Source organism: Paraburkholderia sp. GAS41 (genome assembly GCF_050436545.1).
Lineage (GTDB): Bacteria > Pseudomonadota > Gammaproteobacteria > Burkholderiales > Burkholderiaceae > Paraburkholderia.
Genome location: NZ_JBNDMK010000004.1, coordinates 97,861 through 110,309 on the forward strand (window position 1 = coordinate 97,861; position 12,449 = coordinate 110,309).

At 63.9% G+C, this 12,449-nt stretch carries 14 protein-coding genes; 4 read left to right on the forward strand and 10 right to left on the reverse strand.

What is annotated here, in order from left to right; translation table 11 throughout:
* The first annotated feature begins 175 nt into the window (after positions 1-175).
* A complete protein-coding gene (locus tag P3T43_RS08460) occupies positions 176-763 on the forward strand; it encodes a BPSL1445 family SYLF domain-containing lipoprotein (RefSeq protein ID WP_429280592.1) in 588 nt (195 codons plus the stop codon).
* An 88-nt stretch (positions 764-851) separates the two neighbouring features.
* On the opposite strand, the gene P3T43_RS08465 is transcribed toward P3T43_RS08460, so the two are convergent.
* The 10 genes from P3T43_RS08465 to mltG form a co-directional block, all read right to left on the reverse strand.
* On the reverse strand, positions 852-1,922 hold the full coding sequence (locus P3T43_RS08465) for a glycosyltransferase family 4 protein (protein ID WP_429280593.1): 1,071 nt from the start codon (positions 1,920-1,922) through the stop codon (positions 852-854).
* Positions 1,923-2,211: 289 nt separating this feature from the next.
* Complete coding sequence (locus P3T43_RS08470) at positions 2,212-3,381, reverse strand: AAA family ATPase (protein WP_429280776.1); 1,170 nt, start codon at positions 3,379-3,381, stop codon at positions 2,212-2,214.
* A 16-nt stretch (positions 3,382-3,397) separates the two neighbouring features.
* Positions 3,398-4,822: an alpha,alpha-trehalose-phosphate synthase (UDP-forming) gene (gene otsA, locus P3T43_RS08475; RefSeq protein ID WP_429280594.1), complete on the reverse strand. Its 1,425-nt coding sequence runs from the start codon at positions 4,820-4,822 to the stop codon at positions 3,398-3,400.
* A 143-nt stretch (positions 4,823-4,965) separates the two neighbouring features.
* Positions 4,966-5,322: a Rap1a/Tai family immunity protein gene (locus P3T43_RS08480; RefSeq protein ID WP_429280595.1), complete on the reverse strand. Its 357-nt coding sequence runs from the start codon at positions 5,320-5,322 to the stop codon at positions 4,966-4,968.
* A gap of 128 nt (positions 5,323-5,450) precedes the next feature.
* On the reverse strand, positions 5,451-6,212 hold the full coding sequence (locus P3T43_RS08485) for an ankyrin repeat domain-containing protein (RefSeq protein ID WP_429280596.1): 762 nt from the start codon (positions 6,210-6,212) through the stop codon (positions 5,451-5,453).
* Positions 6,213-6,264: 52 nt separating this feature from the next.
* Complete coding sequence (locus P3T43_RS08490) at positions 6,265-7,056, reverse strand: TatD family hydrolase (RefSeq protein WP_429280597.1); 792 nt, start codon at positions 7,054-7,056, stop codon at positions 6,265-6,267.
* Positions 7,057-7,239: 183 nt separating this feature from the next.
* Positions 7,240-7,734 (reverse strand): N-acetyltransferase family protein, encoded by a 495-nt coding sequence (locus P3T43_RS08495; RefSeq protein WP_429280598.1) that lies wholly within the window; start codon positions 7,732-7,734, stop codon positions 7,240-7,242.
* 62 nt (positions 7,735-7,796) lie between these two features.
* The gene (locus tag P3T43_RS08500; protein ID WP_429280599.1) at positions 7,797-8,834 is read right to left on the reverse strand and encodes a DNA polymerase III subunit delta'; all 1,038 of its coding nucleotides are present in this window, start codon (positions 8,832-8,834) and stop codon (positions 7,797-7,799) included.
* Between the two features lie 93 nt (positions 8,835-8,927).
* The gene (gene tmk, locus P3T43_RS08505) at positions 8,928-9,548 is read right to left on the reverse strand and encodes a dTMP kinase (RefSeq protein WP_429280600.1); all 621 of its coding nucleotides are present in this window, start codon (positions 9,546-9,548) and stop codon (positions 8,928-8,930) included.
* Positions 9,548-10,558, reverse strand: a complete 1,011-nt coding sequence (gene mltG, locus P3T43_RS08510) for an endolytic transglycosylase MltG (protein ID WP_429280777.1) — start codon at positions 10,556-10,558, stop codon at positions 9,548-9,550. The genes tmk and mltG overlap by 1 nt, the downstream gene beginning before the upstream one ends.
* 78 nt (positions 10,559-10,636) lie before the next feature.
* Here mltG and P3T43_RS08515 point away from each other — a divergent pair, with 78 nt between their 5' ends.
* From P3T43_RS08515 to P3T43_RS08525, 3 genes are all read left to right on the forward strand, one after another.
* Positions 10,637-11,689, forward strand: coding sequence for a YgfZ/GcvT domain-containing protein (locus tag P3T43_RS08515; RefSeq protein ID WP_429280601.1), 1,053 nt, complete (start codon positions 10,637-10,639; stop codon positions 11,687-11,689).
* 70 nt (positions 11,690-11,759) lie between these two features.
* Positions 11,760-11,993 (forward strand): AbrB/MazE/SpoVT family DNA-binding domain-containing protein, encoded by a 234-nt coding sequence (locus P3T43_RS08520; RefSeq protein WP_429280602.1) that lies wholly within the window; start codon positions 11,760-11,762, stop codon positions 11,991-11,993.
* Positions 11,980-12,405: a PIN domain-containing protein gene (locus P3T43_RS08525; RefSeq protein ID WP_429280603.1), complete on the forward strand. Its 426-nt coding sequence runs from the start codon at positions 11,980-11,982 to the stop codon at positions 12,403-12,405. The genes P3T43_RS08520 and P3T43_RS08525 overlap by 14 nt, the downstream gene beginning before the upstream one ends.
* The last annotated feature ends 44 nt before the right edge of the window (positions 12,406-12,449 follow it).

Below are 12,449 nucleotides of genomic sequence, written 5' to 3' on the forward strand. Positions count from 1 at the left end.
TGCGATCGGTCAGAGTTACCCGAAAGAATTTACAGATTGTCCGCGAACGCCCGTCCCGCAAGGGTTCTCGCGGAGCGAGGGTTTGCACCCTTTAAGCTTGCGTGTGATATAACTAATCAGGCAGCCCGGCAACACACGCAGAGGTTGCGCCCAGGAACCGTGATGGAGAAAAACGATGCAAAGACGAAACTTCATGCTGTCGACTACCGTTGCGCTAGCTTTCGGAGGCCTTGCACTCGCTGGCTGTACCACGACCTCGGGTACGCCCGACAACGCGGCGACCGACATGTCGAAGCGTCAATCTATCGACGCCAGTGTCGACGGCACCATGTCGCGCCTCTTCCAGACGGTGCCCGGTTCGCGTGAGCTCGTGTCGAAGGCGCGTGGTGTGCTCGTATTCCCGTCGGTCATTCAGGCGGGCCTGATTGTCGGCGGCCAGTATGGCGAGGGTTCGCTGCGGGTCGGCGGCAGTACGGTCGGCTACTACAGCACGGTTTCGGGCTCGTTCGGCCTGCAGGCCGGTGCGCAGTCGAAGGCCATCATCTTCCTGTTCATGACGCAGGACGCGCTCGACAAATTCCGCAATACCGACGGCTGGTCCGCAGGCGGCGACGCTTCGGTGGCGCTCGTGAAGATGGGCGCGAACGGCGCCATCGACACCACCACGGCCACCGCGCCGGTGGAAGTGTTCGTGATGACGAACGCCGGTCTGATGGGCGACATTTCGATCAACGGCACGAAGGTCTCACGCCTGCATATCTAGGCGCACGGCATGCGGGACGCCAGGTCCCCATGAAAAACGGCGATGCTGCACGCATCGCCGTTTTTTTATGCTGCGCGAGACGCGTGGCTCAACGCGGCGTGGTCGTATCGATCACCTTGAAGCGCGAGCGTTTTTGCGCGCGAACCACCGACTGATACGCGTCAACATACTGCTGCGCCATCCGGTGCGAAGTAAAACGCGCCTCGAAGGCGGCCCGCACGCCGGCCCGCGGCACCTTGTGCAGACGGTTCACGGCCGCCACGGCGCCGATCTCGTCTTCCACGATGAAGCCCGTCACGCCATCCTCCAGTACTTCCGGCACGGCGCCGCGATTGAAAGCGATCACCGGCGTGCCGCACGCCATGGCCTCGATCATCACCAGACCGAACGGCTCCGGCCAGTCGATCGGGAACAGCAGCGCATGCGCGCCCGAAAGGAATTCGGCTTTCTGATCGTCCGCAATCTCGCCGATGAAGTCCACATACGGCAGATCCAGCAGCGGCTTGACGTCGCGTTCGAAATACTCGCGGTCGGCCGAGTCGACCTTCGCCGCGATGCGGATGGGCAGCCCGCAACGGCCGGCAATGCGAATCGCCGTATCCACGCGCTTTTCCGGCGAGATGCGGCCGAGAAACGCCAGATACTTCTGCTCGACCGGCTGCGGGGTATAGAGCATCTCAGGCAGCCCGTGATACACGGTGGTCAGCCATTTGGCCTGCGGCAAGGGCTGGCGCTGCGAATTCGAAATCGAGATCACCGGCGCGGTGTTGAAGGTGTCGAACACCGGTTGCTGTTCGGGCAAATCGAGCCGGCCATGCAAAGTGGTGACAAACGGTGTGTCCTGGCGCTTGAACACCGAGAACGAGTAGTAATCCATGTGGAAATGGAGCACGTCGAACGAATCGGCCTGGCGGCGCACCAGTTCCATCAGCAGCATATGCGGCGCAATCCGGTCGCGAATGCCTGGATCGAGCCGCAGCGCGCGCGGCCACACCGCTTCGAGTTTCGCGCTGGTGACAGAGTCGCCGCTGGCAAACAGCGTCACATCGTGGCCGAGGTCGACCAGCGCCTCGGTGATGTACGACACGACGCGCTCAGTCCCGCCATACAGCTTGGGCGGCACCGATTCCGTCAAAGGGGCGATCTGGGCAATTCTCATCGTGTGTCTCCGTGATACTGACGGCCAGGATGCTGCGCTACGCGGCCTCGCGCCAGCGGCGCGCGACCAGGCCAACGCCGGTGTCTCCAATCAACGCGACAGGCTGGTCGTGCCGGCCCATGCGTTCTGTTTATAGGCTCGACCCGGAGCGTTTCCAGGTGGCTTGCCCTGGATAGGATTATTGCCGATTACGCCCCAAAAAAACCGCCATCCTTTCAATTCCTTTGCGCTGTTACAGTCAAGAAACATCCCGGCACACTAGCGCATCGCAAACGAATCAGGCGGCGCGTTACCTTGCCGGCCACTTCCATGGCGGTATATCAAGCTCATCTGCGCCGGCTATCCGCGTGGCGCCCAGTTCCTTTTCGAGCACGATCGAACGGCTGCCGTTCTCGCATTCGAGCGCCGCGATCAGGCGTGCCGCATGCGACACCACCACCACCTGCGAATGCCTGGCGGCCTGCGCAATCAGCCGCGCCAACGCCAGCAGCAAATCGGGATGCAGGCTCGTCTCCGGTTCGTTCAGCACCAGTAAGGCCGGCGGACGGGGCGTGAGAAGCGCGGCGACCAGCAGCAGGTAACGCAAGGTGCCATCGGACAGTTCCGCGCCTTTCAGCGGCCGCAACAGCCCATGCTGACGCATCGTCAGTTCGAAACGGCCTTCGAGGCTCGCGATCGACACGCGCGAACCGGGAAACGCGTCCTCGATCGCCGCATCGAGCGCCACGGCGTCGCCGATTTCGCGGATGGTCTGCAGCGCGGCGGCGAGATCGGCGCCGTCGTCGCTCAGCACCGGCGTGTGCGTGCCGATCTGCGGTAAGCGCACCGGCGCCTCGCTATCGGTGCGGAAATGGTCGTGGAAGCGCCACGAGCGGATCTGCTCGCGAACCGCGATCATTTCCGGTGCGGTTCGCGGGTCGGAGAACTCCGTCATCATGCTGTCGAAACTCGCGACCGGCTGCGGAATGGTCTGCCATTCACCGCCGTTCCCGCGGGTCCGGATCGACACGCCCTGACGGTCTACGAGCAGCGCCGAAGGCCGCAGCAGCGAACCGCTCCAGATGCATTCGCGCTTGATGACCGGATCGAGCGCGAACGCCGTCTCGGACGGCTGGATGGCCGGCAGGCCGAGATCGATGGCATAGCTGAACGTATCGCTGGCAAAGCCCAGCCGCAGATTGACAGGCTCGCGGCGACCCGTGCCCTGCACGGGCATGTCGCCCGTCAGCATGGCGCGCGCGAAACGCTCGGGGCCGGCCCAGAGTGTCGAGGGCAGACCGCCTTCGCGCGCCAGCGCGCCGATCACACCGCCGCGCGCGGTCTGCGCCAGCAGCCGCAAGGCGCGATACACGCTGGATTTGCCGCTGCCGTTCGGCCCGGTGACGATATTCAGCGCGCCGAGCGGCACGATCACTTCACGCAGCGAGCGATAGTTGGCAATCGCGAGCGCGCTCAGCATGACGGCCGCCCTCGCATCAGGACGACCGTCCCGCACTGCGTGGCCCATGCGTGGCTCCATGCAGCGGCACGCTGCGCAGATCGCTCAGGAACGAATCGCGCCAGACGCCCAGATCGTTCTCGCGCAAGGCGGCCATATTGATCTCGTGACGGCGCTGACGCGCCTCGAGCGGCATCGAAAGCGCGCGCTGCAAGGCCTCGCACATGCCAACGGAATCATGCGGATTCACCAGCAGCGCGCCGGTCAGTTCCGCCGCCGCGCCCGCGAAAATCGACAGCACCAGCACGCCCGGATCGTCGGGATTCTGCGCGGCCACATACTCCTTGGCGACCAGATTCATCCCATCGTGCAACGGCGTGACAAAGCCAATCTGCGACTCGCGAAATAGCGACATCAGTTTCCAGCGATCGTACCGCTGGTTCAGATAGCGGATCGGCGTGTAGTCGAGGCCTGAATAGCGGCCGTTGATGCGCCCCGCTTCGTATTCGAGGTCCTGGCGGATCTGCTGATACGTGGCGACATCGGAGCGCGTAGGCGGCGCGATCTGCACCAGCGTGACATTGCCGCGCCATTCGGGCGAGCGCTCCAGCAGATGCTCGAACGCGCGAAATCGCTCGACGAGACCTTTCGAATAATCGAGCCGGTCGACGCTCATGATGAGCTTGCGGCCTTCGAGGCTCTGCTTGAGGTCGAGCACATGCTGGCGGCTTTCGTAGCGCTGCGCCTGTTCGGCGATCTCGTCGGGGAACACGCCGATCCGGTAGACGCCCGTGCGCAGCTTGCGGCCAAACGCTTCCGCGTGGCCGTCCGCGCTCACGCTGCCGCGCGCATGCCGGACCACGTAGTCGTGGAACGCGAGCTGGTCGGTGGCGGTCTGGAAGCCGAGCAGGTCGTAACAGCACAGCGACTTCACCAGTTCTTCGTGCGGCGGGATATTGAGCAGGATCTGCGGCGCAGGAAACGGGATGTGCAGGAAGAAGCCCATGCGATTGGTCATGCCTTCCGAGCGCAGCGCTTCGGCGAACGGAATCAGGTGATAGTCGTGCACCCAGATCACGTCGTCGGGCTCGAGCAGCTTGATCAGGCGGTGTGCCAGCCAGGCGTTGACGCGCCGGTAGCCTGCATACTCCTCGCGTTCGTACCGCGCGAGGTCATTGCGGTAGTGAAACACCGGCCACAAGGTCGCGTTCGAGAAGCCGCGATAGTACTGATCGTAGTCCTTGCGCGTGAGCCCGACAGTCGCGAACGTGACCGCGCCTTCCTGCTCCAGCGTCGGACCGCCGTTGGCGACGGTCTCGCTGACCACGTCGCCGCTCCAGCCGAACCACACGCCTCCGGCGTCCTTCAATGCACCGAATACGCCAACCGCAAGGCCGCCCGCGGATCCTTTGGTTTCCGTCGGCGTTGCGACGCGATTCGACACGACGATCAGTCGGCCCATGTCTGTTGTCCTCCTCGGTTCGGGAGACGCCGCTGCCGGCGCGCCGCCCAGCAACGCTCGTCAGGTGAGAATGACACTTCGACCCGCCTCGAGGAGGTCAGTTGCAAGCCCGTCGCGAGGCGCCGGGCCTTATCAATGCGGTCTTACTCGCCGCTTCTGCAGGGAAACGCCTTGCCGAGCCCTAACGAAATGGCCGTGCTGGCGTTATAGCCGGCGGCGTTCGGATTCTCCGCGATGTACTTGCGCACCGCATCGGTCAACTGTTGCGAGCGGGCGTCCTGCGGCAGGCAGAAGTACTGGCCGACCCGCGGACCGGTGGTGCCGCCGATCGCGTCGATGGTGTTGAAGACGCCGTCAGCCGCGCCTTCGATATAGGCGGCGCAGGCACTGCGTGACGCCACGTCCGTTTTCTCGCACAGCCTGTTGAGGTCGCCTCCCGTAAACGCGGCTGCCGTGAGCGGTACGGCAAACGCGCTGGCGCAAATCAAAGCCCGCAGCATGGTGATCCTTCCAGGAAATTATCGAGCGGTCTGATGCCGCATAGAAACGGCGCGCCCCAAAGCGCGCCGTAACCGTTATTCTGCACTGTTTTTACGGAATGCGAAGCATACCGGCTGCGTTACTTGCGTTACTTCTGCGGCGTTTGCTGCATGCGCGCCGTCAGACCTTCCACGACGTCCGGTTCCTTGTATTGCTTGGCAAAGTCCAGCGCATTCAGGCCGATCTGGTTCTTTACGTTCAGGTCCGCGCCGTTGTCGAGCAGCAGCTTCACGGTCGAGACATGGCCGCCGCGTGCGGCCATCATCAGCGGTGTGGTGCCGTTCGGCGAGCCGGCGTCGATATACGCCGAGTGGTCGAGCAGGAGCTTGACGACGTCGTCATGGCCGTTGGCGGCCGCGTAATGGAGCGGCGCCCAGCCCTTCTTGTTGACCTCGGCGTCCTTCGAGATCAGCAGTTGCACCATCTCCATGTCGCCGTTCAGCGCGGCCAGCATCATGGCGTTTTCGCCGGCCTTGTCCGTGATTTCGAGGTTGGTCTTCGGGTTGGCGGCCAGCGCGGCGGCGACCTTGTCCGACTTTTCGCGGGCGGCGATTACCAGCAGCGGCATGCCCTGGTCGTCGGTCAGATTCGGGTCCATGCCGTGTGAAAGCTGCTTGTTGACTTCGTTGACGTCGTCGAACTTGACGGCCTTGATCAGGGTGTCAGCAGGCGCGGCCTGCGCCGGCAGTGCGACCAGCGCGGCGCAGGCGAAACCGCCTGCCAGGGTCACGCGCGCTGCCGCCCGGGCGACGCGAACCGCGCCAAGGCGCAGTGACGACAGACTCCGCGGACGGTTTTCGGCGGACGATGCGTTGATCGGGGCGAGGATTTGAGTCGAGTATTGGTTCATAAATGGCTTTAGGAATCGTCCCTATCCTGTTGATAATGTTTGCCTTTACGGCTCAGACGCCGGCCGGCGCCGGAAGCCTGAAGAGCCGGAAGAAGTTGGCCGTCGTCGCGGCGGCCAGCGCCGCGTCCGGCATCTCGCGTTGTTGCGCGATGAAGCGTCCGACATAACTTACGTACGCAGGTTCATTCGGCTTGCCGCGATACGGCACGGGCGCGAGGTACGGCGAGTCGGTTTCGATCAGCAGCCGTTCGAGCGGCACGCGCCGTGCCACGTCCTGCACGTCGGTTGCGCTCTTGAACGTAACGATGCCGGAGAGTGAGATATAAAAATTCTGCGCCAGCGCCTGTTCGGCAATCGCCCATGGTTCGGTAAAGCAGTGCATCACGCCGCCGGGAACGCCCGCCTGCTCCTCGGCCATGATCCGCAGCGTGTCTTGCGCCGACGACCGCGTATGGATGATCAGCGGCTTGCCGGTCGCGTGCGCGGCGCGGATATGGGTGCGAAAACGCTCGCGCTGCCATTCCATGTCGGCAATCGTGCGGTCTTCGAGACGGTAGTAGTCGAGCCCTGTCTCGCCGATCGCGACCACTTTCGGGTGCCGGGCCAGGTCGATCAGTTCGGCGACGCTCGGCTCCTGCGCGTCCTCGTGATCCGGATGCACACCAACCGACGCGTAGACGTTCTCGTACGCCTCGGCGACTGCCAGCACGGACGGCAGCGTTTCCAGGTCGACGGAGACGCACAGCGCATGCGTGACCGAGTGGCTGCGCATGTTCTCGATGACCTGCGGCAGGCGGTCGGCGAGTCCTTCGAAATTGATGTGGCAGTGCGAGTCGACAAACATGGTGGTGTCCTGCGATGAATCCGATAGTGGTCTGAATGCTTCTGGAGCGGGGTGTTTGGGTCGAGGCTTTGGGTCGCGGTATTGGGCCGTTGACTCAGGCCGTTGTTTCGGGCCGTTGCCTAAGGTTGATCCCTCAGGCCCCCGAGCCAGCCCACGCCTCACGCCGACACCTCAGGCAGCCGCCTAGAGCCGCCGGCCGAGAATGATGAGATCGCGCTCGACGCCATCCAGTACCGCCACGCGCGGCAGCGAACCCCAATCGCCGAAGCCAAAACTGCGGAACAGCCGCAGGCTCGCTTCATTGTGGCCGAAAATGAAACCCAGCACGGTATCGATGCCAAGCGCCGGCGCGGCCTCGAGAGATGCCGCCAGCAACTGCTTGCCGAGTCCCTTGCCGCGCGCTGCGTCGTCCAGATAGATGCTGACCTCGGCGGTGCGCGAATAGGCCGGGCGGCCGTAGAAATCCGAAAAACTCAGCCAAGCGACCACCCGGCCGTCTGCTTCGACGACCCACAACGGCCGTTTTTCCGGTCCATGCGCATGAAACCAGGCAAGCCGGCTTTCGACGCTCACCGGCTCCAGATCGGCCGTCACCTGCCGCGAAGGCACGGTTGAGTTGTAGATGGCGACGATGGCGGGCAGATCGTCGAGCGTGGCATCGCGGTAAGAAAGGCTCATGGCGGTGGCGAACGTATCAGGTATCAGTCGGAAAGTCAGAATCAGGGTGGATCAAACGGGGCTCAGGCGAACAGGTCTCGATAGCCGATAAACAGCTCCTCGAAGACCAGCCGCGCGTTGAGCGGATGATTTTCCACCGCGCGCTGGCGGGTCACGGTCCGGGTGTAACGGGCGAATGCGGTGGCGTCCGCCTGGGCCGCACAGCGCGTGAGCGCCGCTCCAGCCTGCGGGAAATAGCGCGGTGCGCCGGCGGTGCGTTGCGCGAGCAGGTCATACAGCCAGCGCTGCAGCCAGCCGAGCACGAGCGGCACCGGCAGCTTCTGCAACGCCTCGGCGCACGCAAACGCGTCGCACTGCGGCCCGGCGGCGAGTTGCCTGAGGGTCCAGTCACGCAGCGTGCGGTTTTCGTCGCTGGCCAGCGCCAGCGCGGTGAGCGGCGCGCCGCCCGCCTCGGCCAGCAGCGCCGCGCCGTCGGCCACGCCCTGCGCGGCCAGCCACTGGGTGGCGACCTGCGCCGCGGGCGCCGTCATCGGCCACTGACGGCAGCGGCTGATGATCGTCGGCAGCAGACGGTCGATGCGCGCCGACACCATCAGGAACACCACGCCCGCGGGCGGTTCCTCGAGCGTTTTCAGGAGCGCGTTGGCGGCCGCGACGTTGAGCGCCTCGGCAGGCGCCAGCACGACGACCCGCGCGCCGCCGCGGTGCGAACCCACGCCGGTGAAATCCAGCAGCGCGCGCACCTGTTCGATCTTGATTTCCTTGCTTGGCGTGCGGGTCTTTTTGCTGTCGTCGGCGTCGGCCTTTTCGGCTTTTTCGTCCGCGGCGGCGCTGGCGAGGCCCGCTTCCGCGGCGAGTGCCTCCGGCACGACCAGCCGGTAGTCCGGATGATTGCCCTGCACGAACCAGTTGCATGCGACGCAGGTGCCGCACGGCTCGCCGCTGGGAAGCTGCGCCTCGCACAACAGGCCTTGCGCCAGATGCTGCGCAAAGCGCAGCTTGCCGATTCCCGCCTGCCCATGAAGCAGCAACGCATGCGGCCAATGCCCGCGCAGTTGTTGCAGACGGTTCCAGTCATCGGCTTGCCACGGATAAATCATTGTTTCTCTTTGAATTCAATCGGTTGACAACTCTATCTCAAGTGCAACAAGAACTGTCGACTCGTTATAATTGGCGATTATATTTATTTAAAATCAAAGCGTTGCAATCAACTCTTCGAGTCTTTCCTGAATCAGCGGAATATTCTGCGAAGAGTCAATGATAGCGAACCGGTACGGCGCTTCTTCCGCACGGCGTAAATACTCGGCGCGCGTGCGGGTGAAAAACGCGTCCGATTCGCTCTCGAAACGGTCCGGTTCACGCGCGGAACTGCGCCGCTCGCTGGCCGTATCGGGCGGCACGTCGAACAGCAGCGTCAGATCCGGCTGAAAGCCGCCCTGCACCCAGCGTTCGAGTGCTTCGAGCTTGTCGCGCGGCAGGCCGCGGCCGCCGCCTTGATACGCAAAGGTCGCGTCGCTGAAGCGGTCCGACAGGACCCAGTCGCCGCGCGCCAGAGCCGGCTCGATGACCTCGGCAAGATGTTCGCGGCGGGCGGCGAACATCAGCAAGGCTTCGGTTTCGAGATCCATTTTCCGATGCAGCAGGATCTCGCGCAGCGCCTCGCCGAGCGCGGTGCCGCCGGGCTCCCGGGTCATGACGACCGTCCGGCCGCTGGACGCGATGTGCTGTTCGAGGCGCTCGCGAAACCATGCGAGATGGGTGGTCTTGCCCGCACCGTCAATGCCCTCGAACGTGATGAATTTGCCCCGCGCCATCATTGCCCTCGAATATATTTGTCGACGGCCTTGTTGTGATCGCCGAGTGTGTCAGAAAAAATGCTGCTGCCGTCGCCGCGCGACACGAAGTACAGCGCGGTGCTCTGCGCCGGATTGAGCGCCGCCTGCAAGGACGCAACCCCCGGCAACGAAATCGGGGTTGGCGGCAAGCCCATCCGCGTATAGGTGTTATAGGGCGTGTCGGTCAACAAATCGCGCTTGTGCAGATGGCCCGCATAGCTGTCGCCCATGCCGTAGATCACGGTCGGATCGGTCTGCAGCGGCATGCCCACCCGCAGGCGGTTCGCGAACACGGCCGCCACCATCGGCCGGTCCGACGGCTTGCCGGTTTCCTTTTCGATGATGGATGCCATGGTGAGCGCATCATACGGCGTCTTGTACGGCAGGCCTGGCGCCCGTGCCAACCACGCCTCGTCGAGGCGCTCGTGCATCAGACGATACGCGCGGCGGTAGACGTCGAGGTCGCTGGTGTTCTTGTCGAACAGATACGTGTCCGGGAAAAACAGCCCTTCGCCGTTGCCAACGGACGCTTCCGGTGCCCCGATCGCGGTCAGCAGCTGGGCGTCGCTCATGCCGGCCGTATCGTGCGTCAAGGCCGGATTGGTGTCCAGTTCGGCGCGCATGCGCTTGAAGGTCCAGCCTTCGATGATCGTGGCGACATACTCGTTCACGTCGCCACGCGCGATTTTTTGCAGGACTTCGTACGGCGTCACGCCGCTTTTGAACTCGTAATTGCCCGATTTGAGCTCGCTTTGCAGCCCGAGCAGGCGCGTCATCATGACGAACAGCTCCGGCTCGAGCGGCACGCCGCCGCGATTCAGCTGCAGCGTGACGCTGCGCAGGCTGCTGTGCGGTTTGACGGTGACGTCGAGTTGCGCGGGGTTCAGGTTGACGGGGGTGTTGGCCCAGTGATATCCGCCGGCAACAGCGGCTGCGACCAGCGCAACGACAATCGTGCCGGCAACGAGACATTTCTTCAGAAGGGACATGCGAAACATGGCTGGGGTGGACCCCATATAATACTTGCTTGCCCTAGCTAAAGTCAGAATTGACTGCTCAGTGAATCCATGAATGCACCGCTCGCTCCTGTCCCCGGCACCGTTGCTGCTGCCACACCGGTCTCACTCCCGCCGCTGCCGCGTCCCGCGCGCGCGGAATTCGACGCTGTGACGGAGCACGGCGCGTATATGCCGCTGACGCAATTCGGCGTCATCGACGCAACCGGTGACGATGCAGCGAGCTTCCTGCACGGCCAGTTGACCAACGACACCCAGCATCTTGAAGCGGCCATCGCCCGGCTGTCCGGTTACTGCTCGGCCAAGGGCCGCTTGCTGGCGTCGTTTCTGAGCTGGCGCAGCGGCGAAACGATCCGTCTGCTGGTATCGAAAGACGTCCAGCCCGCCGTGCAAAAGCGTCTGTCGATGTTCGTGCTGCGCGCCAAGGCGAAGCTCACGGATGCCAGCGCCGAACTGGCGGTGGTGGGCCTCGCGGGCGACGTGCGCAAGGCGCTCTCGGGCGTGTTCGACGCGGTGCCGGATGGTGTGCACGTCAAGGTGGACGGCCCGGCGGGCGCGCTGATCCGCGTACCGGACGCGCTCGGACGCTTGCGGTATCTGTGGATCGGGCCGAAGGCCGAGGTCGAAGCACGTTTGCCGGTGCTCGACGGCAAGCTCACGCGCGCCTCCGCAGCCGTGTGGGACTGGCTCGATATCCACGCGGGCGAGGCGCGCATCACTCAGCCAGTGGTTGAACAGTTCGTGCCGCAGATGGTCAATTTCGACGTGCTCGGCGGCGTGAATTTTCGCAAGGGCTGCTACCCCGGTCAGGAAGTGGTCGCGCGCAGCCAGTATCGCGGCACGATCAAGCGGCGCACCGCGCTCGCCAACATCGCGGGTGGGCTCGACACCGTCGCGCCGGGCGCGGAAGTGTTCCACTCGGACGATCCGGGTCAGCCGTGCGGCATGATCGTCAACGCTGCGTCGGCGCCGGATGGCGGCGTGGATGTGCTGGTCGAGGTCAAGCTCGCCGCGCTGGAAACGGGTTCGGTTCATCTGGGCGCGGCTGACGGGCCGGCGCTGGCCTTCCTGCCGCTGCCGTACGCGTTGCCCGCTGAGGTTTGAGACGGCGTGGCGCTGCGCTACGTCGTTGATATACTTTTCGACATGTATATCAACCAATCGGGCGCCTGCCATGCAAGTCTCAAAGTGGGGAAATAGTCTGGCCATCCGGCTGCCTGCTTCGGTGGTCGAAGCGCTGGCGTTGCACGAAGGCGACGACATTGAAGTACGTGTCGCCGACGCCCGGGTGTTCGAGTTGAGCAGGAAACCCGGAAGCGAGGAATTCCTCGCCCGCCTGCGCGCGTTCCGCGGCACACTTCCTGCCGATTTCACGTTCGACCGGGACGACGCGAATGCCCGCGGCTAAAGCGTTCATCGATACCAATGTATTGCTTTACCTGCTATCGGCCGATGCGGCCAAAGCTGACCGCGCCGAGGCCACCGTTCGGGCCGGCGGCCGGATCGGCGTGCAGGTGCTGAACGAAATCACCAATGTCGCACGACGCAAGCTGGCGATGCCTTGGGCCCAGCTCGATGAAGTGTTGACGCTCATACGCTCGCTGTGCGCGGTCGAGCCCTTGACTGTCGAAATGCATGAGCGCGGCAGGTTGGCGGCGCAGCGATATGGGTTCAGCGTTTATGACGCGATGATCGTCGGCGCCGCGCTCGTGAGTGGATGCGAAACCTTGTACTCCGAAGACATGCAGGACGGCCTGCTAGTCGACCAGCAGTTGCGGATTCGCAATCCATTTACCGCACCGCTGTCGCCGGCATCCTGAGCCTGTATCTTGTGCCCGTTTATCGAGGTCCCGGCGCCATGCAT

What these genes read in the sequence shown, in the direction of transcription:
- P3T43_RS08465 (WP_429280593.1), bottom strand. Translation starts at nt 1,922, where the DNA reads ATGAGAATTGCCCAGATCGCCCCTTTGACGGAATCGGTGCCGCCCAAG.
- P3T43_RS08490 (WP_429280597.1), bottom strand. Translation starts at nt 7,056, where the DNA reads ATGTTTGTCGACTCGCACTGCCACATCAATTTCGAAGGACTCGCCGAC.
- P3T43_RS08470 (WP_429280776.1), bottom strand. Translation starts at nt 3,381, where the DNA reads ATGCTGAGCGCGCTCGCGATTGCCAACTATCGCTCGCTGCGTGAAGTG.
- P3T43_RS08460 (WP_429280592.1), top strand. Translation starts at nt 176, where the DNA reads ATGCAAAGACGAAACTTCATGCTGTCGACTACCGTTGCGCTAGCTTTC.
- P3T43_RS08495 (WP_429280598.1), bottom strand. Translation starts at nt 7,734, where the DNA reads ATGAGCCTTTCTTACCGCGATGCCACGCTCGACGATCTGCCCGCCATC.
- P3T43_RS08525 (WP_429280603.1), top strand. Translation starts at nt 11,980, where the DNA reads ATGCCCGCGGCTAAAGCGTTCATCGATACCAATGTATTGCTTTACCTG.
- P3T43_RS08480 (WP_429280595.1), bottom strand. Translation starts at nt 5,322, where the DNA reads ATGCTGCGGGCTTTGATTTGCGCCAGCGCGTTTGCCGTACCGCTCACG.
- P3T43_RS08520 (WP_429280602.1), top strand. Translation starts at nt 11,760, where the DNA reads ATGCAAGTCTCAAAGTGGGGAAATAGTCTGGCCATCCGGCTGCCTGCT.
- P3T43_RS08500 (WP_429280599.1), bottom strand. Translation starts at nt 8,834, where the DNA reads ATGATTTATCCGTGGCAAGCCGATGACTGGAACCGTCTGCAACAACTG.
- P3T43_RS08515 (WP_429280601.1), top strand. Translation starts at nt 10,637, where the DNA reads ATGAATGCACCGCTCGCTCCTGTCCCCGGCACCGTTGCTGCTGCCACA.
- mltG (WP_429280777.1), bottom strand. Translation starts at nt 10,558, where the DNA reads ATGTCCCTTCTGAAGAAATGTCTCGTTGCCGGCACGATTGTCGTTGCG.
- tmk (WP_429280600.1), bottom strand. Translation starts at nt 9,548, where the DNA reads ATGGCGCGGGGCAAATTCATCACGTTCGAGGGCATTGACGGTGCGGGC.
- P3T43_RS08485 (WP_429280596.1), bottom strand. Translation starts at nt 6,212, where the DNA reads ATGAACCAATACTCGACTCAAATCCTCGCCCCGATCAACGCATCGTCC.
- otsA (WP_429280594.1), bottom strand. Translation starts at nt 4,822, where the DNA reads ATGGGCCGACTGATCGTCGTGTCGAATCGCGTCGCAACGCCGACGGAA.